This window comes from Priestia sp. P1_B12_1 (assembly GCF_056406695.1).
In genome coordinates, this window is sequence record NZ_JBFTZR010000004.1 from 252,121 (window position 1) to 276,599 (window position 24,479).

Below are 24,479 nucleotides of genomic sequence, written 5' to 3' on the forward strand. Positions count from 1 at the left end.
GAGAGAGGGAAATGTGTGAAACGTCATTTAACCTTAATTTTATCGTTATGTAGTAGTTTACTTGTTTTTTTATTGTCACTGTTTCAATGGGATTTAGATGATTGGATAGGGAAATACGTAAGTCCGTATATATGGTTATTCTTTGTCATTCCTTTCTTTTTACTACTAACGCTGTGGACAGGAATTTATCTGTTTAGCAGTAGAAAGTGGCTGCCTTTAGTCATTCAAGTGATAACCGTTGTGCTGTGGTTCTTCATTCCGTTTGAGCAGCTTAATTTAGACATAAACTTTAAACTCCATCAGCAGAAGAGAGAAGAAGTGGCAGCTAAAATACAAAAAGGTGTTCTGAAACCCGATGAAGCCAACTATCCATCGTTCCATTTTTTACCCAATGAACCCGACCTCTCATCACTAATTGATCTGCCGAAAGAGTATGTGAGCGTATCTAGAGGTCGAGATGATGTCGCAGTAGAAACCAAAGGAAAGGCAACCTCCGTACTTTTCTTTACAAACCTTGGGATCTTAGGTCATTTCTCAGGCTTTGTGTATGACCCAAACAACCGTAAACCTTCATCGGGCGATTTTGGTCTGAAGTTTGAAGAAATAAAAAAGTTACAAAGGAATTGGTATTATATATCTTATTAGTAAAAAAACGAGCCTGGGACAAACGTATGTTAGCTCAAGTGAAAAACGGACTCTTGATCAACATGTTTGATGGGTGGTTCGTTTTTTTTGTTAGGATGAACGTAGATTTCACCTGTTTAGATTTCTTGCTTTATTCATTACTGAGAAGCGCAGTTTAGTTGAAAAATAACTAAAAGAATAAAAAGTAAGAATTTTTAAGAAAATTTTAATAACTGTCTAAGAAACTTCTAATTTCTCCTTTATTTTTTTGTAAGTTGTCTCCTTTAAAATAAAAGTAATCGAGTAGTCCACCTTATTTTGAATGGTTGAAAGCTCAATAAGGTTGTATGACGAAAATACGAATGGGTAACCTCACTACTTAAAATGGAGGCTGATGTACACTTATGAATCTAGAGGTTTTTCGAAATTACTCCTTGCAGCATTTGAAGAAAGATATACTATCGGGTATTGTTGTTGGCATTATAGCTATACCTTTAGGGTTAGGATTTGCGATAGCTTCTGGAATATCGCCTGTTACAGGACTTTATACGACGATTGTAGCGGGATTGTTAATTGCTATTTTAGGTGGATGTAGGTTTCAAATCGCTGGACCTACGGGTGCGTTTGTTCCTGTTTTATTAGGAATTGTGTTGCAATATGGCTATGAAAACTTATTAATTGCCGGCTTTATGTCAGGGATTCTCCTCATTATCTTTGCGCTATGCAAAGTAGGAGCTTTAATCAAGTATTTTCCGTCATCTATTATTGTTGGATTTCAGTCAGGGATTGCGCTGATTATCTTCAGCGGACAAATTCCAAACTTCCTTGGGTTACACTCTATTGAAAAATATCAGTATTTTCATTTGAATATAAAAGAGATCTTTGGTAATTTACACTTCATCAACATCTATAGTATCGCTACAGCAGGATTGTGCTTAGCTACGATTTTAATTGTTCTTTACTTTTCGCCTAAGTCGCTGGGAATGTCCTATTTACTTGGAATTATTGTATCAACGGGATTAGCATCTTTTTTCTTTGCAAATCAGTTTGAAACGATTGGTTCGATTTACGGAGAGATACCTCGTCATTTCCCGGCGCCAGCGTTTCCAGATATAACAGTGGAGAGGGTGGTAACTCTTTTACCTTCTGCGTTTGTAATTGCTGTACTTGTAGGGTTACAGTCTTTGCTGACAGCTCGCGTTGCGGATGAAATGACAAAGTCAAAGCACAGCAGCAAAAAAGAACTGAGTGGCCAGGGAATCGTAAACATGGTAACGCCGATGTTTTCAGGTATTCCCGCGGCAGGAGAGATTGCAAGAACGGTTACCAATATTAAAAACGGAGCTTCATCTCCAATCGCAGGAATCACTCATGCTATCTTTGTGTTGATTGTGCTCTTGGTGCTTGCGCCGTATGCTTCATACGTGGCGCTTGCCAGTCTCGCGCCAGTTTTGATGGTCGTAGCATGGAATATAAGTAAAAAAGAACAGTTTGCAAAAGTGATAAAAGAAAGATCATTTCATTCGCTGGTTTTACTCACGACTTTTTTGTTAACGGTATTTACAAACTTGACAGTAGGAATAGCCGTTGGATTATGCCTGTGTGGTGTACGCTTTATGGTGAAAAAGAGTCAAGAAAAACAAAAGCTATTAAGAAAAACTGGTTAATGTAAGCATACAAAATAATACGCGTAAAAACCCCCGCTGTAGGCTTAGACAGTGGGGGTTTTAGTAGTAATGAAAAAGACTATCTCAATTACTTTCCTTCAAACCAACAGCGGGCGTTATCAAAAAGCATGTGTTGAATCTGCTGTTCAGTTACGCCTTTTCTTTTTAATTCCGGCACGACTTCTTCTAACATAAAGCTCATTGACCATTTTGGAAAACGTTCTTCAATTACGCCTTCTGGAAACCAGTCCATTGTACAGCAGTAGTCTTGTGATAGAAACATGCGGTTTGAGTATCCTTGTTTGGCTAACTCAATGACCGTGTTATTTCTATTTTCAGTTGAACATTCTCTTGTCAAACCGTAGCGGTCCATTCCAATAAAAGCCCCTTGATTTAAAATGTTTGAAATATATTCAAGGTTATCCGTATCTCCCGTATGTCCAATCAGAATTTGACTTGGGTTAGCACCTTCATCCAGTAAGATATCAAGCTGCTTTAAGCCTGTTCCGCTTGCAGGATGTGAATGGGTCATAATCGGCACGCCCGTTTTTTTATGAGCGCGTGCCACGGCACGCATTACTTTTTCTACATCGGCCGTTACGCCAGGTGCATCTGTAGCGCATTTTAGAAAGCCTGCTTTAATCGACGTGTTTTGAATGCCGACTTCGATATCTCGAACAAACAGGTCTGCCATATAGTCAATGCTACGAGTTTGAAAATGGGTAGGGATGTAGTTATACGTATAAATTCCCGTAGCTGCGATGATTTGAGTGTCCGTTTCACGGGCAATTTTTTCAATAAAACGAATATCTCGCCCTTGTTCCATCACCGTAGGATCACAGATTGTTTTGACTCCGAGCTTCTTTGCGCGATTTACTTGTTCGACTGCTTTTGCGATTTCTTGTTTTTCATCATATAAATGAGGAAACTGTGCGTGAACAGATTCAGAACGAACGCGCATATGCTCATGAATTAACGTTAACCCTAGTTCTGACGCGTTGACTGGGCCTGTTACAGAATTGATAAATGTCATAGTATGATTCCTTTCATAATCTACTTGTAAATTAAAAAGCGGGTGACCAGGTACATTTTTAATTTAATCTGTTTTATTTTTATATATGGACTACCGTTATAAAAAACACATATTGTATTATACAACATATTTATTGTCTTACACAACAGGCGGTACTTTTACTCCCTATGACAAAAAATCCTTCTTTCCAAGCAGAAAGAAGGACCATTCATATTGATGATTACCCAGCATTTACGCTGTAATGATCACCGTTTAATTTACGGAATTTTAGATAGCTGCCAACTCTCCAAATAACAATATATATAAAGGCTAGCGTCATCGTTAAGACCGCGAAGTCTATCGAATCTAAACCTTTAAAGTACTGGCTCAAAGCCATTCTTATGAAGATAATAGCAATAATCACATATTTAAAATTTTTATTTGGCTTTGAGTAAATGAAGCCGTCTTCTCTTACTTCATAGGCCGTTTGGCTAAGCATAATGAGCCCGAATATAACACCTAATACACCAGCAATAAGCATTTCCCAGTAGGGTGGTAAGTGAAAGGGCTGGCCCGGTATGTGCATCAGCTGACTTAGACTAAGTGAAAATGCAATCAATATGAAAAAAATAGGTGCTAATATACCAAGTCCATTCTTTTTAATGGGCTTATTTTTCTTTTTCATCTTCCTCCAAATAATGAGTCCAATAAGAGCGATAACAAATATATAAATAAGCAGCATTTCCATTGTTATTTTGCCTCCTTTTTTATTTCTACGTTCGTACAATCCACTATTTAGTATAAACAATAAAAGGATGAAGATAAAAGTGCATTCTTTCATTTTTTACACATGAGAATTCTCACTATTTTTTATCACTGCCCTTGTAGGTTTTGGTATACGCCACATTAACTGTTTCTTTTTTTTTACCACAATATGTTAGAATTGTAGGAAACGAGAAAACATAGTGCAAGCAGGTTCCGTTTACACGCTGCCATAGTTATAGAGGTGAATGAGTTGAGGTTAGGAAATCAGCTAGAAAAATTAAGAGAAGAACAAAAAATGTCTCAAGAAGAGGTTGCTAAGCAAGTGGGTGTATCTGTACAAAACATACATAAGTGGGAAAATAATCAGAGCTACCCTGGAATTCAGCATCTTTTGAAGCTAGGGGACATCTATGGAACAACCATTGATGAATTTATTAAAAGTGATGCTGCGTTACAAAACAAAATAAACATTATTGAAGAAGAAAAAGAAGACGACGATGAACTGCTTCACCCAGGTTTTTATATCGGAATAGGTATTATGTTTCTTGGTACTTTTCTTAGCCTGATTATCGGCAATCTTACAATTATGATGGTCACCAACATCGCGGGCATGTTAATTACTTGTTTTTATAAAAACATCTTAAAACTTTTAAAAGATGTCAAAAAGGATTTTTATGAACAAGGATAAAAAGGTGAAAACATATAAAACCCTTAAAACGAATAGTATAGTTATCAATGAAACCTAAAGCAGAAAAGTGGCGTAGTGATGATCAAGTCAAAGCTTTTGTGGAAAGTTATTGGCCTAGAAATCTTAGTTATCTTTTGGTTTGTGGTAAACGGTGCATACGTGAGCATGACGCATCCTACTGCACATTATCTTCAGTTTTTAGGAATCGTCCCTTTGGCGATTGGAATAGCATTTTATCTAACAAAAACAAAAAAGTGGCCGCATTTTTTCTCCTTTCAACAAAACATGTCGTTTAGAACGAGAATCCTGTTTCTTTCTCCGCTTCTTTTGTATTTGCTTATTATCCTCATTGGCAACAAAGGTGTACACGGAAATTCCATTGTTGATCTTATTCTTGTTTTGCTTACCCAAACTCTAGTCATAGCATTTGTAGAAGAGATGGTATTTAGAGGATTTATCCTTAATCTGTTGTTATCAAAAAGCTATAAAATGACCGTTCTTCTATCATCGTTCCTATTTGCTTTTACGCACAGTTTGAATATGCTAAGCGGTCAATCGGTAGCAAATACAATTTTTCAAATTTTATTTGCATTTGTTATTGGGATGGTACTGGCTTTGCTAATCGTTAATGGTCAATCGATTGGAATTACGATTGCATTCCACGGCTTAAACAATTTTCTCCAGTTTACAAGCCCTGTCGACGCTAACGATTCTTTCCTTGTTAATTACGCGCTGCTTCTATTTTTAAGCGGATATGCCTTTTATTTATGGAATCGAAAATCTACTTTACCTGTTTCTCAACATCAGATTAGTAGCTAATCAAAAGAGACTGCAACAACAGTATTTTAGTTAAAGAAAAATCTGAACGATGAATGGAGATTCTTGATGGAGAATCAAACTCGTTCGGATTTTTTGTTGTTGTGATGAACGTAGGTTTCGTTTATGTGGGTGGGTGCTTCTAGGGGTTGATTGGAGGGCAAGGCTCACCGGCCGCCCGCGGAAAGCGAGGGCTTGCACGGAAATCAACAGCGGTGTAGCAAGTGACCTATACTAGCTCTTTTCTCCAATTTGCTCGCCTGTAGATTGAATTGCTTTAGTTATGTCTCACTCTCTTTTTAGAGTTTCGAAGCAGGTATTAATCTATCCAAAGCTGAATAACTCTTATGACTAATACTGCTAAATTTAATTTGTCGTGATTTTATTGAACGCAAAAGGGGAGAAACGTATGTTTGAAGAAAAAGTAGGTATTATTACGGGTGGAACGTCGGGGATTGGTTTAGCAACAGCGGAATTACTCGCAAAAGAGGGCATGCATGTTGTGATCGCTTCTAGAAATAGTGAAAAAGGAGAAGAAGCTCTTTCTAGATTAAAAAAGTGGTCTCCTCGATCTCTTTTTATCAAAACCGATGTGACGAATAGTCAAGATGTTAAAAACCTTGTTAACCAAACATACTCTACATTTGGAAAAATTGACGTGGGCTTTAACAATGCGGCTAACACAGAGGCGTCCTCTAGTGCTACGCATGAATTCAAAGAAGAAGACTTTGACCATTTGATCAACGTTACGTTAAAAAGTGTATGGCTTTGTATGAAGTATCAGCTGCAGGTAATGACCAAACAAAACAGCGGTGTAATTGTAAATACATCATCAATGGATGCGATTTTATGCTCAGCGGAGACTGGCGTATATGCGGCTGGGAAAAACGGTGTGATCGCTTTAACGAAATCAGTTGCTCAAGAATATGGCCATCAAAATATAAGAATTAACTCTTTTTGTCCAGGCGCATTTCGTACGCCTATGTTAGAAGAAAGATTTTCAAATCTATCTTCAGAGGAAAAAGCAAAGCTTAATGAATCCTATCAAAAGCTAAACGCGCTAGGCAGAATTGGTGATCCCCTTGAAGCGGCAAAAGCAGTAAAGTGGCTTCTTTCGGATGACGCTTCTTTTGTTACGGGTCAAAACATTATTGTAGATGGTGGAATTGGGTTTAGGTTTGAGTAAGATTAATGAAATAAAAAGGTATTTAAGGGGGTGTGTATGTCTTTTATTCTAACTAATTGTATGGCCATTAGTATAATGTTTGTGATACTACTTTTTGTAAGTATCGTATGTAACAAAAGAATAGCTGCTCTTTTTAGTTCCTTAGTTACTGTATTATTCGGTTTATTTTTACTTTTTTACGCTTTTGCCAACGTAAGCGGGTTTGATGCTCTAGACATTCAAATAAAAGGTTTGATGATTATCGGAGAAGGTTTGATCTTACTCGTTATTACAAGTGTATTCATTTCCGTTCAAGAGGCAAAAAAGAAAACTCTCTAAAGTCAGAAATAAAATAGCTGCTAAAGGCGGTGGTGAAATGGCAATTGGAGTTGCATTACTTGTTTTAGTATTAGGTCTGATGTTTGCAAGCGGACTAAGCCAAGGAAAATCGGCTAAAAGAAAATATATAGTGTGGGGGACAACAACCATAGTGATCATAGCTCCGTTCTTTTCATGGGCCGTTTCAATTTTGTTTGCAATTAGCCAGGAAGAAGGTTTTGCAGGAGTTGCCTTAATGATGTTATTGTTTCCGTTTTTCTTTTTAGTAGGACTTGTTACGCTGTTAATAGGAGTCTTTAAGAAAGAGAGTGCGAATAAATCTATTTAAGAAAAAGAAAGAACAATCAAGAGTAAAGCTGATAGTAATATGACTCCGAAATAACTAAAGTAAAATCTTTAATCTATTAATAAGAAAAGCCAATTCGAGTTAAATTCGAATTGGCTTTTTCATTTTTGGGAACCATCGTTGTACAAATAAACTTTTGACTAAAGTATGAATCTCTTTTATTCCTCTTCTGGTTTTGAAGATAGCACTTCTTTTTTTAGAAAGAAGCATAAAACAAAGGAAATGATCGTAAGCACAAACGCGTAAGTATAGATATGCTGAAATGATTCAATAAATAAAACTTTGATTTTTATAAATAATTCTGGAGTAAGGCCGTTTGGAATTCCTCCTGCTACCAGGCTATTCATATTATCTGCCATACTTTTTGGTAATTCATCACCTAAACTACTTAGCTTTGAAGTAAGTGTGGAAGATAATAGTGTACCAAACATACTTACTCCCACAGTTGCGCCAATAGACTGAAACAATGGAACGGTTGCTAATGCAATCCCTTTGTGTTCTTTTTCTACGGATTCTTGAACAATTAAGTTATCACCCCCAAACATGACGCCTAAGCCAAGCCCTGTGATGAAAAAGAAAACGATAACCTGCAGGGTAGTGGTACTAATATTTAACTTAGAAAATAAATAAAAGCCGATAACAGGCATAATGAAAGAAATCACGAATAATTCGCGGTACCGAACTTTTGTTAATAGAAACCCAGAAACGATTGAAGTTGCAACAGCACCTATCATCATGGGCAAAGTTAAATACCCAGATTCCGTAGGGGTAAGGCCTAATACGTTTTGTGCAAAGTAAGGGAACGATGAGAATGATCCCATTAATCCACAACCTACAGTAAAAACAAGCAGCGATAATACTAAAATATTACGATTTTTAAATAGATGCAGCGGTACGATAGGTTCAACCACTTTTGATTCTACCCAAATGAAAAATACAATTAAAAGTACGCCTACGCATAGTAGCGAAATGATGAATGGAGAGCTCCACGCATATCCTTCGTTCTCGACCAAAACAGGCGTAATTAATAACGAAATGATCGCAGCTACCAGAAGAACGGCTCCAGCCCAATCAATCTTTACTTTTTTTCTTTCATGTGTTTCTTTTAACCCACTTGCTAAAAAAATGACTGCTATTAATCCTACAGGAATATTTACGAAGAAAATCCAGTGCCAGCTTGCTTGATCTACAAAAAAGCCGCCCATTAACGGACCTAAAAGCATAGGGATAAACATAACTGGACCCATAAACGCTTGAACTTTTGCTCGTTGTTCAATAGGGAATAAATCACTCGAAATCGTCATGGCTAATGGCATTAAGCCACCCGCGCCAAGTCCTTGAATTCCTCGTCCAATTAAAAGCATAATCATAGAATGAGAAAGGCCGCATATAATAGATCCTCCAATAAAGAAGGCCATAGAAGCGAAGTAGACTTTTTTTCGACTAAATAAATCGGCTAATTTTCCTAGTATAGGCATAAAAGCAGATAGCGCTAGCATATAGATTCCTGCAACCCAGCCATACATAGATAATCCGCCAAGATCACGTATAATCGTTGGCATGGCTGTATTTACCACCGTTTCATCAAGCTCAGAAAAAATGATTCCAATCATCAATCCAGCCATTACTAATACTTTATTGTTTTTATTATTTGAAACTTGTTCTCCAACATTTGAGATGTTTTCCATATTGCGTTTCCTCTCGTGAAATTAGTAGAAATAGTCACTAAACAGCATGTGAATCATTTCTCGTTATTATCTCTATTAGTCTCTCGGGGATTTGGGTTTCTAAATCTCGGTGTTCTAAATTCAGCACCATCTCCCCAAGGTCCGCGTCCAAAACTTCTTGGACCATGCTCTGGATCACCACCAAAAAATCTGTGGTGAGGTCCAAATCCTCGTAGGTCATTATGGCGTCGAAATTCTTGATTTTCATCATGACCTTGTTTTAACATTTCTTCATCTAAATAAGTATTTAACTTTTGCATTAAATGTGAAAGAGTATCCTGCTCTTCTTCTGAAAGAACATCAAAGATGCCTGAGTTATTGTCTTGTTCCTCCGTAGCCTCGATAGCTTCTAGTCCGGATTCTGTTAGCTCAACGGAAAGTACTCGCCGATCTTTCTCAGATGGCGTACGAACAATGTAACCTTTTCTTTCTAACTTACTAAGTAATTCACCTATTGACTGAGGTCTCATATCCAGTAAGTACGACAGCTCTTTTTGTGTAGTTTTAGGCTGCAATTTTAATAATTTTAATATCCGTCCTTGCCCCCGGTGCTGATCACCTAGTGCTCCAGCATCTCTTCGATTAACAAAGTAGTGTCGCTGGTATCTTGCCAGCTGTCTCTGGAACCTGAAAAATTGATCAATCAAATCTTGCTCGTGTAAATATTCGTTATCTCTTTCATTCATGGTAAAAACCTCCTTGCTAATTAACGTTATCCTTATCTGCACAAAAAATTTTATCTTCTCAAAAAGATAAGGTACCTTATCAAATAGTAAAGGTACCTTACTAAAATGTCAATATCTTATAAAAAATATACTTTGACAAAGTTAAACATATAGATAAAAGCTGAATAGTTGAAGAAAAGTCTTGCTAAGTAAATTTTGTTTTGAATAGCAGTAAACGTTTCTGTGGTGAAACTCGAAGAGCAGTTACTCCTTCTTAAATGATTATTCCTATAGATAAAGTGCAAATTACATTTCTTTTCGCGTGTTTATTTAAATTCACTGATGTTGACTTTTAAAAAAGAATATAAACAAAGTGGAAAGAAGCATAAAAACCCTACTATAACAGGGGTTTTTATGCTTTTATTACTATTCAAAAAATGATGGGTAAATCATACCTTACAATTCTGATAAAAATACTATAATATTTTATATAAGATATTATGTTTAATGTTTACCAACCTTAAAGGAGTGTGTATGATGCCGTTCAGTTATGTTTCTCACTTATATTGTCCTAAATGTAAAAAAGAATATAGTCCAAAAGAAAAACATCAATTATGTGAATGTGGCTCACCTTTATTAGTAGCGTATGATTTAGAGAGACTGAAAGACAATCTAAGTCCAGAAGATGTCCAAAGCAGAGAACCGAATCTATGGAGATATCATGAATTGCTTCCAGTAGAAGATCCAGAAAACGTCGTTTCCTTAGGAGAAGGGATGACTCCGCTTATAAAAATGCCTAAGCTAGGTAAAGAAATGAACATTCCAAACTTATATATGAAAGATGAAGGCATTATTCCAACAGGATCATTTAAAGCTAGAGGTGCCGCTGTAGGGGTGTCAAAAGCAAAAGAACTGGGCGTTGAACAGTTAGCGATGCCTACGAATGGGAACGCCGGAGCCGCTTGGTCGCTTTATTCGTCACGCGCTGACATAAAAGCAACTGTTGTGATGCCAAAAGATGCGCCTGTTATTACACGAAATGAGTGTGCTGTCGCTGGCGCTGACCTTTACTTAGTAGATGGACTTATTAGCGATGCGGGTAAAATTGTCGGTGAAGCTATTAAAGCCTGGGGTCTATATGATGCTTCTACGCTTAAAGAGCCGTACCGAATCGAAGGTAAAAAAACAATGGGCCTGGAAATTGCTGAACAGTTTTCTTGGAATCTCCCTGATGTGATTTTATATCCAACAGGAGGAGGGGTTGGTTTAATCGGCATCTATAAAGCGTTAAATGAATTAAAAGAGCTTGGCTGGATTAAAGGTGATCTTCCTCGTTTAGTTGCGGTACAAGCTGAAAACTGTGCGCCTATTGTAAAAGCATGGAATGAAAGAAAACAAGAATCTGAATTTTGGCCGGATTCTTCAACCATTGCCTTTGGGATTAACGTACCAAAAGCAATCGGAGACTTTCTTGTTTTAGAAGCTGTATACAATACAAATGGATGCGCGATTGCGGTCGACGAAGATAAAATTGTGGAAGAACAAAAAAAGGTTGCACAGCTTGAAGGTTCGTTCATTTGTCCGGAAGGCGCTGCTACATTTCTAGCTGCACGCCGTTTACGAGAAGAAGGCTGGATCAAAGAAAACGAAACGGTTGTGGCTTTAAATACAGGGCTTGGAGTTAAATATCCAAACACGGTAGATATTGAAGTCCCTGTTTTAGAGCGAAATGGCAGGCTTACTAAAAAATAAAGCAAGTAAAAAAATAGATCTTCTTCTAAGCGAAGGTCTATTTTTTTATTTTATCGCAGATAAAACGCTTATTTAATGTAAATAAATGTAATAAGTCTGAATCTTTATGTTCAAAACTATACGGGTGTATTTAGGTTTAAAGTTTGTCTTATGGGGTATCTAAGAGAAGAAAGAGAGTATCTTTCTATCCTGAAAAACAGCGTGGTGAGGGAGTGGAGCTGGCATATTACACAAGTTGAAGAATATGCCAAAAGTAGCACTATAAACCAGCCTGCTTTTACAGTAGAAAACTTACTTGAAGCCACGAATGATTATACGGAGAAAGGAGTTGAATTTTTATCCCTCGAATCCCAGCCAACTTTTAAAGTTTTATTCTATGGACCGAATCATCCATTGCTGCACTTGTTAGAACGAGCTTTATATTTATTTTAAGGCTACATAATTTTTGTAATAGAAACAGGGTATCTATTACAAAAATAAAGCTTATATCTAATGGGTTGTAACAATAATTGTCAGATAACCTGAGCGGAAATTGCTACCAATAACATTGTGAATGCGCTATCTTTAACAACAAGTTACTATTTCAGCGACTGTAATTCCATCGAAAACGATCCCTATTTTAGGTGAAAATCGTTTTTTAAATAGCAATAAATTGTACGTTGAAATAAAAAAAGTTTATTTTGGTTTTAATTCATTTATTTGTTAGCGTTCCTTCCTCAGCATTTTTTGGCTTCAATCCCTTTAGCCATAACCTTTTTTAATATTTAACATCACATGAATAGTTTTTGTTTTTTACTTAAAAATAAAGAGAGTTACAACACATTTAAGTGTGAAATACAGTAAGTCAAATTTGACTTTACTACTCAGTCTTGTATAATCGTATACCGCGGAGGTGACGTAATGAAATGAAGTTTAATAAGAAAAAAATTAACGTCGTAGATATTGACAAAGCTAAAAAAAGCGTCTTTGCTACAGGAGTAGGAAACGCGATGGAATGGTTTGACTTTGGCTTGTACTCATATTTAGCCGTAATTATTAGTCAAAACTTTTTTAGCGCAGTTGAAAATGATCAGCTCAAATTAGTGTTCACATTTGCTACATTTGCGATTGCCTTTTTAATGCGTCCATTAGGCGGTGTTATATTCGGTAGAATTGGGGACAAGTTAGGAAGGAAAGTCGTTTTAACCACCACCATTATTTTAATGGCCTTTTCCACGTTACTCATTGGGTTATTACCTACATATGATCAAATCGGTATATGGGCACCCATCCTTTTATTAATTGCACGAATCATTCAAGGTTTTTCAACTGGTGGTGAATATGCTGGTGCGATGGTGTATATTGCAGAATCGTCTCCAGATAATAAGCGAAATGTGCTTGGAAGTGGACTAGAAATCGGTACACTTGTTGGTTATATTCTTGCTTCACTGCTAGCTAGCTTACTATTTTTTATTCTGTCGGATAAACAAATGGCCTCATGGGGCTGGAGAATTCCCTTCTTATTAGGATTGCCTTTAGGACTTATTGGTTTTTATTTACGAAGAAGTTTAGGGGAAACACCTATTTTTGAAAATGAACTTTCCAATGAAGACGAAGTTGAAGAAGAAAGCTTCCTCTCTATTTTAAAAAATCACAAAAAAGATGTGTTTGTTTGTTTCGTAGCCGTGGCTTTCTTTAACATCACAAACTATATGCTATTATCGTACATGCCTTCTTATTTGAATGAAATTATTGGTTTATCAAACACAGTTGGTACGGTATTAATTACGGCAGTTATGATTTTAATGGTGCCGCTTGCTCTTATGTTTGGAAAACTGAGCGACAAAATCGGAAACAAGAAAGTTTTCTTAATCGGTTTAGGCGGATTGAGCTTACTGTCAGCCTTTTCGTTCTATTTAATCAACTTAAATGGTTTAGTATTTGTTTCAATCGGTATTCTTATTCTAGGTGTTTTACTTGCTACGTATGAAGGAACAATGCCAGGAACGCTGCCAACAATGTTCTACACAGATATTCGCTACCGTACATTAGCGATCACGTTTAATGTTTCAGTTTCTATCTTTGGTGGAACGACGCCATTGGTTGCGACATGGTTAGTTCACGCAACGGGCAATCACTTGGCTCCCGCGTTCTATTTAACGATTGTGAGCATCATTGGATTCTTCGTAATCTTGTTCCTGTTTGCGAACACGGCAGGAAAATCACTCAAAGGTTCATACCCAACGGTTGCTTCTAAATCTGAATACAATGAAGCAGTTGAAAATCCAAAAGATTCATTATGGTGGCACACAGAGCAAACAGAAAAATAAAGTAAATAAACAGCAGCAGCTGCATTAACTGCTGCGCAAAATATGAACACTTAAAAAGAGCCTTCTCCTTGTATCGCATAGAGAAGGCTCTTTTATCATTCAATCATTTATCCCATTCCCTGTATTTGCTATCTTTGATTCTGTATGTTACGATTAAGTTAATTATTTTTGTTCGGTATAAGATTGAGAGAAGAGAAATGTCTTCCATAGAATTTTTTATCTTAAGATAGTATGGTTGGACAAGGGTAGTAATACAAGCGTGGAGTATTCCACACCAGGAGGCAACAATTATGGAACAAGGTACAGTGAAATGGTTTAATGCAGACAAAGGCTTCGGCTTTATCGAAATTGAAGGAGGAGACGATGTATTCGTACATTTCAGCTCTATTCAAGGTGAAGGCTTTAAATCATTAGAAGAAGGTCAAAAAGTAACGTTTGACATCGAACAAGGTCAACGCGGAGCACAAGCTGCTAACGTTCATAAAGTAGCATAATTAAAACTAAAAAAGACTCCACATAGGGGTCTTTTTGCTTTGGATTTTAATAATTTAAAAAGATTACGTAAAAAATAAGTAGAGACATTGGAGACAGAATGCTATCAAAGCAGAGCTACCTATATGTAAAATCTCGTGTCCCAAAAAATAGAAAAAACCCCCTTATGGTTATAAAACTGTATACTTTAGGAGTACATATACGCCTGAAGGTCTCAAAAATAACTATCCTTCGCTGGATTAACACATTATATTTCCCGATAAATAAAGTTAAAAATTTGATTATTTTTGATACGAGAGAGGATGAGGAATATGAGTATAAGCTTATTTTCCAATGGAGAAATTGTAAATATAAAAGCATCTAATGAAAAAGTGATCATCTTAAAAAGCCATTACGTAAAAAATATGAAAAGATACTCTTATACAGTGGATAAATATCCAAGTACGTTTTTCTTTGAAGAAGAATTAATGAAACATGAATAAATATTGATTTATAGTTTGGATTTTGCCTATACTGTGCTATACTGAATTTACCATTTGTATTACCGATTACTATTTTTGTATTAATAAGCCCTATTCCTCGGTGGATAGGGTTTTATTATGACATTTTCAAGGAAATGAAAAAGACAGACTCCATGGAGTCTGTCTTTTTATATTTATGATGGATTACGCTTTTTGAACGTTAGAAGCTTGAGGGCCGCGTTGACCTTGTTCTACGTCAAATGTAACTGCTTGACCTTCGTCTAAAGATTTGAAGCCTTCGCTTTGGATTGCTGAGAAATGTACAAATACATCGTCTCCGTTTTCGCGTTCGATGAATCCAAAACCTTTTTCTGCGTTAAACCATTTTACTTTACCTTGTTCCATAATTGTTGCCTCCTAGTGTGACACGCACACATTGTATTACTATCCTTGCTCAAATCTATAGACGAAAGTTATGTAACTTATCAATCTTTGCCGAACAAAAATAATTCTTCTTAAACTTAACAGAAATAGGGACTTATTGCAAGGGTAGAGTCTGTACAGCTACAATTTCTCTTTTATCTATGTTTGCACTATGTGAGCTAAAAAACGATACGTAAGCCTCCTTAGTTCAAATAAAGAGAATGTTTGTGGTACACTTAAATAGTAAAAAACATTTAAAAGTGAGGCATTATATGAACACAACTAAAAAACATCACAGGCCTAAGCGGCTAAAAATTGCTTTCCGAGCATTAATGGTCATTATCGGAGGAATTATTGCAGCTTACGGCTTAGAAACTGTCTTAATTCCAAACCATGTTTCAGATGGAGGGGTAACAGGCATTAGCATCGTTGCTTCAAACCTATTTGGCTTGCCACTTGGGGTTCTCATCGCCGTTATCAACATTCCTTTTGTATGGTTAGGATATCAACAAATCGGTAAAAGTTTTGCCATCTTTTCAATCCTCGGAATCGTTTCATTAGCTGTCGGTACAAGCCTCATGCATCACACTCCAGCGATTATTGAAGGAGATACACTACTCGTAACCGTTGTCGGCGGTATTATCCTTGGGTTTGGAATGGGAATTGCACTTCGTAACGGCGGGGCCTTAGATGGCATCGATATGCTGGCCGTGCTGCTTTCTCGAAAACTGCCGTTTGGAACAAGTGATCTTATTTTGTTCTTAAATGCATTTGTATTTATTTTCGTTTCATTAGTATTTGGTCTACAAGGCGCGATTCTTTCTGCAATTGCATACTTTATTGCATCCAAAGTTATTCACATTGTAGAGGTAGGGCTAAGCGGATCAAAAACCTTCCAGATTATCACTTCTCAGCCTGCATTAATGGTAGAGACAATACGTGATCGTTTAGGTCGAAGCGCTACATACAAAGAAGCTTACGGCGGTTATTCTCATGAAAAATTTAAGGAAATCACATGCGTAATCAACCGTTTGGAAGAAAGTAAAATGAAAGAAATTATCAATGAAATTGACCCAACGGCTTTTGTTACGGTATATGACGTAGCGGAAGTTAAAGGCGGTAATTTCAGAAAGAATAATATTCATTAAGTTCACCAATCACTACATTTGTACGAACACTCTGGAATAATCCACTTTTAGGTTGGGGTGTATAGATAAGAAAAGCAGCGTGATGTTTTACATCCGCTGCTTTTTTATATCGCAAAATCCGCTTGCGTAGCGGAGGGCTTTAAAACCGGATATGCTAAAAAAGTGAAACGGTCAGAATTAAGGTGGATAAGGTATCAGCAGACATTAGTGTGATAATTTTTCTCTTCATCCAACAGAAAAAATCTCTGAACATAAAAGAACAGAGATTCAACAGAATGATGATTCTTATATAATACAAAGGATGACTTTTCCTGTCTCAGAAAGGTCATTTTTATTGTAACACCAGCAAGGTCTTAACGCTGTGAGATATCTCACAGCTAGGAAGGAAAAAATCTGTTATTGTGTAGAAGTCGGAGTAAACTTTCTTGATTATGTGCGCTTCTTTCATATGTATCGAACCTGCTGACTGAGATCAGCAGGTTTTTTTATAGTATCACTTTCTCTATGAGGTAAGGGAAAAGACCGGGAAATCTTTATAGACAAATAGACTTTATACCATTTTACCTATACGTAAAATAGGTTAAAATAAAGAGGTGAGGCATGGAGAGAAAAGAGTTAAATAAGAGGTGCGTAACATTATAATCACAATTTATCTTAAAGGGTTATAACGGTGATTATACTAAATGGTGAACGTTGAAAGGGGATACATAGTTTTGAACACAAAATATCTAGATTTACTTGCACAAAAGTATGATACGGAAGAAAAAGTGGTAACCGAAATTATTAACCTTGAAGCTATTCTTCATCTGCCAAAGGGGACCGAGCATTTTGTCAGTGATTTACACGGCGAATATCAAGCCTTTCAGCACGTGCTGCGAAATGGTTCAGGAAATGTAAAAGAGAAAATCAAAGACCTTTTTAAAGATGTATTATCTGACAAAGAAATCAATGAATTTGCGACATTAGTGTATTACCCTGAAGAAAAATTACCGTTGATTAAAGCACAGTTTCGAAACAAAAAGGAACTCTATCAATGGTATACAGAAATCATTGATCGTATGCTTAATCTCATTTCGTACGCTTCTTCTAAATACACGCGTTCTAAACTGCGTAAAGCATTGCCGGATCAATTTGTGTACATTATTGAAGAACTGCTATATAAAACGGATGAATTTACAAATAAAGAACAGTACTATACAAAGATTGTTCAGCAGATTATTTCTCTAGGACAAGCCGATAAGCTTATTATAGGCCTTGCTTATACGACGCAAAGGTTGGTTGTGGACCATCTGCACGTAGTAGGGGACATTTATGACCGTGGACCTGAGCCGGATAAAATTATGGATACGCTCATTAATTATCACTCCGTTGATATTCAGTGGGGAAATCACGATGTGCTGTGGCTAGGCGCTTTTGCGGGTTCAAAAGTGTGCTTAGCTAATATTATTCGTATCTGCGCGAGATACGACAATCTAGATATTATTGAAGACGTATATGGCATTAACCTGAGACCGCTGCTTAACTTGGCGGAGAAATATTATGATGACAATCCTGCTTTTAGACCAAAAGTAAGCTCGAGTGACAAACTATCCGATCACGAGCGACTGCAAATTACGAAAATTCATCAGGCCATTGCGATGATTCAGTTCAAGCTTGAAAGTCCGATTATAAAAAGACGTCCTTTCTTTAATATGTCAGAAAGGCTGTTGCTTGAAAAAATTGATTATGATAAAAATGAAATTACGATATACGGAAACACGTATCCGCTGGAAAACAGCTGCTTTGCAACGGTTAATCCGGCGCAGCCTGATCAGCTATTAGAAGAAGAAGAGCAGGTAATGGAAAGACTGCTGCTTTCCGTGCAGCATTCGGAAAAACTGGCGAGACATATGAAGTTTCTGATGAAAAAAGGCAGTCTTTATTTAAAATACAACGGAAACTTATTAATACACGGCTGCATTCCTTTAGATGAAGAAGGAAACATGGAGAAAATGACGATTGAAGATAAAACGTATGCAGGCCGCAACTTGCTTGATGTGTTTGAACATTATTTGCAAGAGGCTTTTGCCCATCCTGAAGAAACGGATGATTTGGCAACAGATATGGTCTGGTACCTATGGACAGGAGAATATTCATCACTTTTCGGGAAACGTGCAATGACGACGTTTGAAAGATATTTTATAAGTGATAAAACAACGCATAAAGAGAAGAAGAATCCATACTACTATTTACGGGAAAATGAGGAAGTCTGCCAAAACATCCTCGCAGAATTTAATCTAAATCCTGATCATGGTCATATTATCAATGGGCATACGCCAGTCAAAGAAATTGAAGGGGAAAACCCGGTCAAAGCAAATGGAAAGATGATTGTTATTGACGGCGGTTTTTCAAAAGCGTATCAGTCTACAACAGGGATTGCTGGATATACATTATTATATAATTCTTACGGCATGCAGCTAGTCGCTCACAAACACTTTAATTCAAAAGAAGAGATTTTATTAGAAGGAACGGACGTCTTATCCGTAAAGCGATTGGTTGACAAAGAGCTAGAAAGAAAAATGGTTTTAGAAACAAACGTCGGAGAAGAATTGTTAAAAGAAATTTCTATTTTAAAAGATTTAAGAAAATATCGCTATAGTTAAAGATAAAAAAAGAGCAGTATGCCTCTGGGGCTTCTGCTCTTTTTTATTTAGCGGTGCTACACCGTCATTTCCCAGTTCGACATTTCCAGCCAGTGCTCTTGTTCACGATAATCGGGCATGATTTTCCCGACAAGGCGCCAAAAAGACCGGTCATGGTTCATGTGAACCATATGGCACATTTCATGAACGACTACGTAATCAATGACGTGCTGAGGTGCCATTGCCAGCCGCCAGTTAAAAGTTAGCTGACGCTTGGAATCACACGTGCCCCACGCTTTTTTGCTATCGGAAATCGAAATGGAGCGCGGCTTTATTTTAAAATGTTTTTGATAGGAGGAGATACTCTTGGTTACTAGCGCTTTACATTGTTGATAGTAAAAGCGTTTGAGCGCTTGTTTTATCGCTTCATCGTCGTGCTGATTGACATAAATCTGAAGCGTGTTCGCTTCAAACACTACAGAATCCTTTGTAATGGTCGAATCGTGATGAATCTGTATCGGATAGTTTTTCCCTACATACAAAAAGCGTTCTCCGTGTTCATAGACTTTTTTCTTTGGTCCATGCGTTCTATCTTTCATTTCGTTTATCTTTTGCTGAATCAATGCCCAGTTGTTCTCTAATAACATACGTACTTGTTCAGTAGAGGTTCCTTTAGGAGCAAGGACTTCGACCGTTCCGTATCCGTCTACTTTAATCGCAAAAGAACTTCGGTTTTTATATCGTATTTCATAATGGATACTCTGATTTGAAAAAGTGTGTATCATTTTATCCTCTATATTGTACGGTTAAGCCTCTTAGAAATTTTCGTGCGAAATTCTCTTTGCACGGTTTGTAATTTTTGTGGCCTTTTTTTCGTAATAAAGCACCTAATTCTGCTTTGGATACACGTATGCCACCGTCATCAAATACTTCTAACATCTCTTCACTGGTTAGGGACAAAGCAATTTTCACTTTCTTTAATAAGACGTTGTACATATTTTGATTGCTCTGAACCGGCGCTGGCGGTGCTTGCCCTGGTTTAGGGTCTTGTTTTCCTCTTTTAAAGGTAATAAAACCGTTTAAAAAAGAATCTAACATATTGTTACTGCACGAAATGTGTTCGTCCGCATGAACTGCATCCTCGTCTTCTTCGTCCGGCGTTCTCGTAAGGATCTTTAATACGTCTTCTTTTGTTACGTCTACTCCGCCAAGATTAAAGATCTCTACCATTTCTGTATTTTTTAAATCCAAGGCATATCGTAATCTAATTAAAATATCGTTATTATCCATTCTTGATCCTCCTATAACTTGCTTGCTGTATGTAAAAATCATGACTGCCACAATCTGAACGAACTTGGTCAATATCAGTACAATTATAGTAACAGGTTCCGCTGGAATTCTAGGTTATTCCATTCATTTCTACAAACATATAACTTCTCATATTTATCAGCCTTCGTCAACTCTTGAAAAAGAACGATTTGCTCATATTATGCCCGAACAGACTCTTTACCATAACAAAAATTAGGCTCCGCAGTCTGCTAAAGGAAGCTGAGGAAGCTTTATTTTTTTAAGAACGGATAGGACAAATTTTGAAGTTGGCCGATCCCTTTGTGCTGCTAGAATGATATATCTTACTAAATAAATAGTTTTACGTATTTATTAAGTATGTAATTAGGAGTATGATAGTAGTAAAAAAAGAAAGAGGCCAACAAATGAATTCAACATACTCACCAAGAGAATCAACCAAAATCAAAGCTTTATCCATGCATGCACTTTTTATCGCACTGACGTTTGTAGCGACAATGTTTATCAACATCAAGCTTCCAATCATGGGTAACGGAGGCCTCATCCATTTAGGCAACGTTCCTCTTTTTATAGCAGCCTTTCTTTACGGCAAAAAAACAGGAGCCATCGCCGGGGCTTTTGGAATGGGTTTATTCGACCTCATCTCCGGCTGGACAGCATGGGCGCCGTTTACGTTTATTATCGTAGGAGCAATGGGCTTTTTAGCAGGTCTTATCTCAGAAAAAGCACCTGGTAAAAGAGCACTTGTGAACACACTGGCAGTTGTTGCTGCGCTGATTGTAAAAATCGTAGGCTACTATTTTGCCGAAGTGATTCTTTATCATAACTGGATCCTTCCGCTTGGCTCTATACCGGGAAATGTGATGCAAGTTGTTATCGCCGGTATCATCGTCGTTCCGCTTGTAGGACGTTTAAAGAACAGAGCGGTACAGATTTAATTGGTCAATCGTAAGTCGTTTTACCATTATCCTATCCTTAAGTGATATACTTGATAGATATTCATCAAGTGAAAGGAGCGGAAAACACCATGAAATATTTAAAATCACAGATGAAGCAGCTCATTAAAGACAATCAGGAACTGCAAGGTAAGCTGAATGGACTGATGAAAGAGCACAGCCTTGAAAAAAACTTTGCTCTTAAAGCTCTGTACCATGCAGAAGTAGCTGAAGGCGGGAAATATCAGCTTGCCTATCAAGCATTAGACGCACCGAAAAAGTAATGGCCTTGTTGCTCATTCGTATATTTCTTCACTATAAAAAGGCAGCCGAATCGCGTATTTGGCTGTCTTTTTTAGCAAGTAGAATAACATAGCATTATGTTGGCTTTTGCACAACTTCTTTCTAACTGCTTAAATCTTGATAAATAGGGTATTAAAAAATAAATGCTACCGATCGTTCTAATTATATAAGAAAAGAGGAAAATAGCGATGACCGTATCTGCTTTAGAACAAGCAAAAGTAGAATTACCGAATGGAGAAACAGTAAATTACCGAATGAAAAAAGGCGGAAAAGAGGTACTTTTGTTAATTCACGGAAACATGAACTCTTCCCTTAACTGGGATGTGTTAATGAATGAACTTCCAGAACATATCACAGCTTATGCGATCGATTTAAGAGGATTTGGAGATTCCACTTATCATACACCTATCCACACAATCAAAGACTTATCAGATGATGTCAAACTGTTTGCGGATGCTTTAAAGTTGTCTGCTTTTACAATAAGCGGGTGGTCATTAGGAGGAGCAGTGGCTATGCAATATGTGATTGATCATCCGAATGATGCCAAAAAATTAATTTTATTAAGCTCCGTCAACATTAAAGGCTACCCCATTCCAAGAAGAACGTTCCTAGAACTGCCTATTCCTAACAACTTTATACAAACCAAAGAAGAAGTAAAAGAAGCATTTAGAATGGTAGAAAACGCAAAAGAAACAAAAAACACATGGTTTTTAAAAATGATGCTGCGTCAATTTTTATATACAAAAAATAAGCCGTCTGCTGATCAATTTGAAACATATTTAGAAGGAACGATCAAGCAGCGAAATTTAATTGATATCAATTACGCACTCATGAGATTTAATATTTCAAACGATTTTAATGGTGTTGTGGAAGGGACAGGAGAGGTGGAAAAAATTACGATTCCTACTATGGTTATTCAAGGCGATGAAGATAAGATGGTTTCCACAAGAGATGCATCCGACATCGCAAAAGGCATAGGGGAAAATGCGACGTTAAAAATTATGAAAGGCGTAGGCCACTGCCCGTTGTTGGATGATTTAAGCAGTTTAATGGACTTATACAACGCTAATTTAAGCAGGGCTTAGTTTGCTGCTAACAGAAGTTTTATTATTGCTAGATGCAGCATGTTCTAAATTAACAATGAAAAAAGCCTTCTATTTTTTGAGAAGGCAGACAACTAGTAAGAAAACAATCAAAAAAACGTAAGGTCTTTTGAAGATGCTTACGTTTTTTATTGATGACACTTATCAAATTTAATGCTGTTTTTCAAAATAAAGAAACAGATTGGTAATCCATTTTGATAGCAGTATCACACCGAGATAAAATACAAATAAATAACCGTAAGTAGCCCATTCATGCAGCTGAAAAAAGCCAATCCCTGTTAATAGAGGTTTGAAAATAAAAGCAAAAAACAAACAAAGAACAGTTGCATATACATAGTAATTTTTATGATGGTTAATTGTCCATTGATAAAGAAGCATAAAAGAGACAGGAATAAGCGAAGCATCTAGGCTAAAGCTTACGGGTATGATTGTGTTGATTTGGTAAGGATACGTCCACAGCCCGTTATAAACTCCAGCGGTGTCACTATAGTGAAACCAAACGTGCACGTTAAATCCATAAAACCCTAAGTGAAAGGCTTTTTTTCGGTCAATTAAAAAATAGAGAATGACTAAAGGTAAAATGAAAGCGCCCAAGGTAACCCAAAACTGCCAAGAGCCTGGAGTGGAGTAGTGTTGCCAATATTCAGCCCACGTTTTGGCTAGATTTTCTTGTATGCTATGTATCTTTTTTAGATATTCCTGTTGGTTTGGTGTCAATGTAATCCATCCTTTTAAGTAAGAAAAATTTCGTTATTTTTAAAATGCCCTTTTCTTAAGTTTTGGATACCTTTCCCTGTTGAGTTGTTTGTATTTTTCTGCACGTAAAACGATGTACGTATTTGGAGTGTCTGCATGCTTACGTGGTTCTTGCTGCTCGGAGAGGCCATTTATCAGCTCATCATTTAAAAAGCAGTTACAGCGACTGCTTTTTTCCATTTTTATGAAACTTTTAGCGCGGTTTTTACGTATAAAAGGTATCAATAAAATAGTAGAAAAAGGAGAGGTTTTTTTGTCTGAAGAAAAGAAAAAGACAAATTATCTAGGACTGGGACTAGGTCTGGGCGTTGCGATGGGGGCTTCTCTTGGGATGCTGATGGATAATATTGGCTTTGGTATTGCGATCGGAACGTCCTTAGGTGTTGCTTTTGGAACGGCAATGAATCAAAAACATAAAAAGGAATAAAATTCTGAAAGAAGGAGTGCAGAATGAAATATTTTGATGAAGCAAAAGAACTATGGTTAAACTACGTCCCGAGAAATGGGCAGTCGGATATCGTAGAAGGAGAAGTCATCCGGGCCATTGAAAAGCTTCGCTGTGAAGCTCAAGGCAACGGGAATGCCAATTGGGACGGCGGATTTGAGATGCTGGTGTTATATATACTAGACGTATTAAATGAACCTGCGGTATTTAGCTCAGCTGCTTTAGCTGAAATAAAAGCCGATGTTCACACCTTGCTCACTTCGGCAGAAGATCCGTATTTAGAAGACGACGTATACGATCGTTTGACGGATCGCGTCATTGAGTGGCATATAGCTAAAGGCGGCCCTATCAAACGAGAAAAAAATCCTCAATTATATAGATAAACGTGAGAAAGGAGCTGTTTTAAACAAGCTCTTCTTTTTTTGAGTTCCTGAAGCTTTGTTTAACTAACAGGTATCTAATTGCATCATGTGCTAAATAAATACATATAGAAAATCAGCGGTTTACGTCACAGCAGTATAGCATAAGCTTCTTAAAAAATCGATTCATAAATGGTTAAATGCTTGCTGACCTCCATAAAAAGTTCATAACTGACGCTGTTGCAAACACGTA

The 24,479-nt window shown here is 37.0% G+C and carries 27 protein-coding genes; 19 read left to right on the top strand and 8 right to left on the bottom strand.

Annotated elements, in window-relative coordinates; genetic code table 11:
* Nucleotides 1–15: 15 nt before the first annotated feature.
* Both AC1D0Y_RS16105 and AC1D0Y_RS16110 read left to right on the top strand, forming a co-directional pair.
* Nucleotides 16–645, top strand: a complete 630-nt coding sequence (locus AC1D0Y_RS16105) for a hypothetical protein (RefSeq protein WP_060745215.1) — start codon at nt 16–18, stop codon at nt 643–645.
* 383 nt (nt 646–1,028) lie between these two features.
* Nucleotides 1,029–2,291: a SulP family inorganic anion transporter gene (locus AC1D0Y_RS16110; protein WP_477707781.1), complete on the top strand. Its 1,263-nt coding sequence runs from the start codon at nt 1,029–1,031 to the stop codon at nt 2,289–2,291.
* Nucleotides 2,292–2,379: 88 nt separating this feature from the next.
* On the opposite strand, the gene AC1D0Y_RS16115 is transcribed toward AC1D0Y_RS16110, so the two are convergent.
* Both AC1D0Y_RS16115 and AC1D0Y_RS16120 read right to left on the bottom strand, forming a co-directional pair.
* On the bottom strand, nt 2,380–3,324 hold the full coding sequence (locus AC1D0Y_RS16115) for a phosphotriesterase family protein (RefSeq protein WP_060745217.1): 945 nt from the start codon (nt 3,322–3,324) through the stop codon (nt 2,380–2,382).
* Nucleotides 3,325–3,544: 220 nt separating this feature from the next.
* A complete protein-coding gene (locus AC1D0Y_RS16120) occupies nt 3,545–4,051 on the bottom strand; it encodes a CcdC protein domain-containing protein (protein WP_060745218.1) in 507 nt (168 codons plus the stop codon).
* A gap of 258 nt (nt 4,052–4,309) precedes the next feature.
* Here AC1D0Y_RS16120 and AC1D0Y_RS16125 point away from each other — a divergent pair, with 258 nt between their 5' ends.
* The 5 genes from AC1D0Y_RS16125 (at nt 4,310) to AC1D0Y_RS16145 (ending at nt 7,404) form a co-directional block, all read left to right on the top strand.
* A complete protein-coding gene (locus AC1D0Y_RS16125; protein ID WP_235593550.1) occupies nt 4,310–4,756 on the top strand; it encodes a helix-turn-helix domain-containing protein in 447 nt (148 codons plus the stop codon).
* A gap of 78 nt (nt 4,757–4,834) precedes the next feature.
* A complete protein-coding gene (locus tag AC1D0Y_RS16130) occupies nt 4,835–5,575 on the top strand; it encodes a CPBP family intramembrane glutamic endopeptidase (protein WP_063611548.1) in 741 nt (246 codons plus the stop codon).
* A gap of 406 nt (nt 5,576–5,981) precedes the next feature.
* Nucleotides 5,982–6,758 carry an SDR family NAD(P)-dependent oxidoreductase gene (locus AC1D0Y_RS16135; RefSeq protein WP_477707782.1) on the top strand — a complete coding sequence of 259 codons (777 nt, stop codon included), beginning with the start codon at nt 5,982–5,984 and terminating at the stop codon, nt 6,756–6,758.
* A gap of 36 nt (nt 6,759–6,794) precedes the next feature.
* Nucleotides 6,795–7,076: a hypothetical protein gene (locus tag AC1D0Y_RS16140; protein ID WP_235593551.1), complete on the top strand. Its 282-nt coding sequence runs from the start codon at nt 6,795–6,797 to the stop codon at nt 7,074–7,076.
* 37 nt (nt 7,077–7,113) lie between these two features.
* Nucleotides 7,114–7,404 (top strand): hypothetical protein, encoded by a 291-nt coding sequence (locus AC1D0Y_RS16145; RefSeq protein WP_060745221.1) that lies wholly within the window; start codon nt 7,114–7,116, stop codon nt 7,402–7,404.
* Between the two features lie 176 nt (nt 7,405–7,580).
* On the opposite strand, the gene AC1D0Y_RS16150 is transcribed toward AC1D0Y_RS16145, so the two are convergent.
* On the bottom strand, nt 7,581–9,110 hold the full coding sequence (locus AC1D0Y_RS16150) for an MDR family MFS transporter (protein ID WP_477707783.1): 1,530 nt from the start codon (nt 9,108–9,110) through the stop codon (nt 7,581–7,583).
* Between the two features lie 53 nt (nt 9,111–9,163).
* Nucleotides 9,164–9,877: a MarR family winged helix-turn-helix transcriptional regulator gene (locus AC1D0Y_RS16155; RefSeq protein WP_477707784.1), complete on the bottom strand. Its 714-nt coding sequence runs from the start codon at nt 9,875–9,877 to the stop codon at nt 9,164–9,166.
* A gap of 474 nt (nt 9,878–10,351) precedes the next feature.
* Between AC1D0Y_RS16155 and AC1D0Y_RS16160 the strand changes: the two genes are divergently transcribed.
* The 5 genes from AC1D0Y_RS16160 to AC1D0Y_RS16180 all read left to right on the top strand — a co-directional run bounded on the left by AC1D0Y_RS16160 (nt 10,352) and on the right by AC1D0Y_RS16180 (nt 14,849).
* Nucleotides 10,352–11,566: a threonine synthase gene (locus tag AC1D0Y_RS16160; protein ID WP_060745224.1), complete on the top strand. Its 1,215-nt coding sequence runs from the start codon at nt 10,352–10,354 to the stop codon at nt 11,564–11,566.
* A 150-nt stretch (nt 11,567–11,716) separates the two neighbouring features.
* Nucleotides 11,717–11,998: a hypothetical protein gene (locus AC1D0Y_RS16165; RefSeq protein ID WP_060745225.1), complete on the top strand. Its 282-nt coding sequence runs from the start codon at nt 11,717–11,719 to the stop codon at nt 11,996–11,998.
* Between the two features lie 473 nt (nt 11,999–12,471).
* A complete protein-coding gene (locus tag AC1D0Y_RS16170; protein ID WP_013084113.1) occupies nt 12,472–13,875 on the top strand; it encodes an MFS transporter in 1,404 nt (467 codons plus the stop codon).
* Between the two features lie 290 nt (nt 13,876–14,165).
* Nucleotides 14,166–14,369 (top strand): cold-shock protein, encoded by a 204-nt coding sequence (locus tag AC1D0Y_RS16175; protein WP_013056405.1) that lies wholly within the window; start codon nt 14,166–14,168, stop codon nt 14,367–14,369.
* Between the two features lie 309 nt (nt 14,370–14,678).
* Nucleotides 14,679–14,849, top strand: coding sequence for a hypothetical protein (locus AC1D0Y_RS16180; protein WP_169305199.1), 171 nt, complete (start codon nt 14,679–14,681; stop codon nt 14,847–14,849).
* A gap of 183 nt (nt 14,850–15,032) precedes the next feature.
* On the opposite strand, the gene AC1D0Y_RS16185 is transcribed toward AC1D0Y_RS16180, so the two are convergent.
* Nucleotides 15,033–15,233, bottom strand: coding sequence for a cold-shock protein (locus tag AC1D0Y_RS16185; protein ID WP_013058096.1), 201 nt, complete (start codon nt 15,231–15,233; stop codon nt 15,033–15,035).
* 290 nt (nt 15,234–15,523) lie between these two features.
* Between AC1D0Y_RS16185 and AC1D0Y_RS16190 the strand changes: the two genes are divergently transcribed.
* Together AC1D0Y_RS16190 and fbp are read left to right on the top strand one after the other, a co-directional pair.
* Nucleotides 15,524–16,399, top strand: coding sequence for a YitT family protein (locus tag AC1D0Y_RS16190; RefSeq protein ID WP_013058095.1), 876 nt, complete (start codon nt 15,524–15,526; stop codon nt 16,397–16,399).
* Between the two features lie 713 nt (nt 16,400–17,112).
* Nucleotides 17,113–19,041, top strand: coding sequence for a fructose-1,6-bisphosphatase (gene fbp, locus AC1D0Y_RS16195; RefSeq protein ID WP_060745226.1), 1,929 nt, complete (start codon nt 17,113–17,115; stop codon nt 19,039–19,041).
* Between the two features lie 56 nt (nt 19,042–19,097).
* On the opposite strand, the gene AC1D0Y_RS16200 is transcribed toward fbp, so the two are convergent.
* Both AC1D0Y_RS16200 and AC1D0Y_RS16205 read right to left on the bottom strand, forming a co-directional pair.
* Nucleotides 19,098–19,805, bottom strand: coding sequence for a M48 family metallopeptidase (locus AC1D0Y_RS16200; protein ID WP_060745227.1), 708 nt, complete (start codon nt 19,803–19,805; stop codon nt 19,098–19,100).
* 1 nt (nt 19,806) lies between these two features.
* A complete protein-coding gene (locus tag AC1D0Y_RS16205; protein ID WP_328249908.1) occupies nt 19,807–20,310 on the bottom strand; it encodes a YehS family protein in 504 nt (167 codons plus the stop codon).
* A 422-nt stretch (nt 20,311–20,732) separates the two neighbouring features.
* Between AC1D0Y_RS16205 and AC1D0Y_RS16210 the strand changes: the two genes are divergently transcribed.
* The 3 genes from AC1D0Y_RS16210 to phaZ all read left to right on the top strand — a co-directional run bounded on the left by AC1D0Y_RS16210 (nt 20,733) and on the right by phaZ (nt 22,648).
* The gene (locus AC1D0Y_RS16210; protein WP_060745349.1) at nt 20,733–21,263 is read left to right on the top strand and encodes an ECF transporter S component; all 531 of its coding nucleotides are present in this window, start codon (nt 20,733–20,735) and stop codon (nt 21,261–21,263) included.
* A gap of 89 nt (nt 21,264–21,352) precedes the next feature.
* The gene (locus tag AC1D0Y_RS16215) at nt 21,353–21,544 is read left to right on the top strand and encodes a hypothetical protein (RefSeq protein WP_013058089.1); all 192 of its coding nucleotides are present in this window, start codon (nt 21,353–21,355) and stop codon (nt 21,542–21,544) included.
* Nucleotides 21,545–21,751: 207 nt separating this feature from the next.
* Complete coding sequence (gene phaZ, locus AC1D0Y_RS16220; protein ID WP_263033963.1) at nt 21,752–22,648, top strand: intracellular short-chain-length polyhydroxyalkanoate depolymerase; 897 nt, start codon at nt 21,752–21,754, stop codon at nt 22,646–22,648.
* Nucleotides 22,649–22,816: 168 nt separating this feature from the next.
* Here the strand turns inward: phaZ and AC1D0Y_RS16225 are convergent, their stop codons facing one another.
* The gene (locus tag AC1D0Y_RS16225; protein ID WP_028409414.1) at nt 22,817–23,383 is read right to left on the bottom strand and encodes a CBO0543 family protein; all 567 of its coding nucleotides are present in this window, start codon (nt 23,381–23,383) and stop codon (nt 22,817–22,819) included.
* A 292-nt stretch (nt 23,384–23,675) separates the two neighbouring features.
* Here AC1D0Y_RS16225 and AC1D0Y_RS16230 point away from each other — a divergent pair, with 292 nt between their 5' ends.
* Nucleotides 23,676–23,849 (top strand): glycine zipper domain-containing protein, encoded by a 174-nt coding sequence (locus AC1D0Y_RS16230; protein WP_180976346.1) that lies wholly within the window; start codon nt 23,676–23,678, stop codon nt 23,847–23,849.
* A gap of 23 nt (nt 23,850–23,872) precedes the next feature.
* Nucleotides 23,873–24,250, top strand: a complete 378-nt coding sequence (locus AC1D0Y_RS16235) for a hypothetical protein (protein WP_028409412.1) — start codon at nt 23,873–23,875, stop codon at nt 24,248–24,250.
* Nucleotides 24,251–24,479 lie beyond the last annotated feature (229 nt).

Excerpts from the sequence above, each read along its gene's own strand:
- AC1D0Y_RS16210 (WP_060745349.1), top strand. The coding sequence starts at position 20,733 with ATGAATTCAACATACTCACCAAGAGAATCAACCAAAATCAAAGCTTTA.
- AC1D0Y_RS16170 (WP_013084113.1), top strand. The coding sequence starts at position 12,472 with ATGAAGTTTAATAAGAAAAAAATTAACGTCGTAGATATTGACAAAGCT.
- AC1D0Y_RS16175 (WP_013056405.1), top strand. The coding sequence starts at position 14,166 with ATGGAACAAGGTACAGTGAAATGGTTTAATGCAGACAAAGGCTTCGGC.
- AC1D0Y_RS16110 (WP_477707781.1), top strand. The coding sequence starts at position 1,029 with ATGAATCTAGAGGTTTTTCGAAATTACTCCTTGCAGCATTTGAAGAAA.
- phaZ (WP_263033963.1), top strand. The coding sequence starts at position 21,752 with ATGACCGTATCTGCTTTAGAACAAGCAAAAGTAGAATTACCGAATGGA.
- AC1D0Y_RS16140 (WP_235593551.1), top strand. The coding sequence starts at position 6,795 with ATGTCTTTTATTCTAACTAATTGTATGGCCATTAGTATAATGTTTGTG.
- AC1D0Y_RS16135 (WP_477707782.1), top strand. The coding sequence starts at position 5,982 with ATGTTTGAAGAAAAAGTAGGTATTATTACGGGTGGAACGTCGGGGATT.
- AC1D0Y_RS16120 (WP_060745218.1), bottom strand. The coding sequence starts at position 4,051 with ATGGAAATGCTGCTTATTTATATATTTGTTATCGCTCTTATTGGACTC.
- AC1D0Y_RS16190 (WP_013058095.1), top strand. The coding sequence starts at position 15,524 with ATGAACACAACTAAAAAACATCACAGGCCTAAGCGGCTAAAAATTGCT.
- AC1D0Y_RS16180 (WP_169305199.1), top strand. The coding sequence starts at position 14,679 with ATGAGTATAAGCTTATTTTCCAATGGAGAAATTGTAAATATAAAAGCA.
- AC1D0Y_RS16205 (WP_328249908.1), bottom strand. The coding sequence starts at position 20,310 with ATGGATAATAACGATATTTTAATTAGATTACGATATGCCTTGGATTTA.
- AC1D0Y_RS16160 (WP_060745224.1), top strand. The coding sequence starts at position 10,352 with ATGCCGTTCAGTTATGTTTCTCACTTATATTGTCCTAAATGTAAAAAA.
- AC1D0Y_RS16185 (WP_013058096.1), bottom strand. The coding sequence starts at position 15,233 with ATGGAACAAGGTAAAGTAAAATGGTTTAACGCAGAAAAAGGTTTTGGA.
- AC1D0Y_RS16215 (WP_013058089.1), top strand. The coding sequence starts at position 21,353 with ATGAAATATTTAAAATCACAGATGAAGCAGCTCATTAAAGACAATCAG.
- AC1D0Y_RS16200 (WP_060745227.1), bottom strand. The coding sequence starts at position 19,805 with ATGATACACACTTTTTCAAATCAGAGTATCCATTATGAAATACGATAT.
- AC1D0Y_RS16235 (WP_028409412.1), top strand. The coding sequence starts at position 23,873 with ATGAAATATTTTGATGAAGCAAAAGAACTATGGTTAAACTACGTCCCG.
- AC1D0Y_RS16115 (WP_060745217.1), bottom strand. The coding sequence starts at position 3,324 with ATGACATTTATCAATTCTGTAACAGGCCCAGTCAACGCGTCAGAACTA.
- AC1D0Y_RS16150 (WP_477707783.1), bottom strand. The coding sequence starts at position 9,110 with ATGGAAAACATCTCAAATGTTGGAGAACAAGTTTCAAATAATAAAAAC.
- AC1D0Y_RS16145 (WP_060745221.1), top strand. The coding sequence starts at position 7,114 with ATGGCAATTGGAGTTGCATTACTTGTTTTAGTATTAGGTCTGATGTTT.
- AC1D0Y_RS16165 (WP_060745225.1), top strand. The coding sequence starts at position 11,717 with ATGGGGTATCTAAGAGAAGAAAGAGAGTATCTTTCTATCCTGAAAAAC.
- AC1D0Y_RS16130 (WP_063611548.1), top strand. The coding sequence starts at position 4,835 with ATGATCAAGTCAAAGCTTTTGTGGAAAGTTATTGGCCTAGAAATCTTA.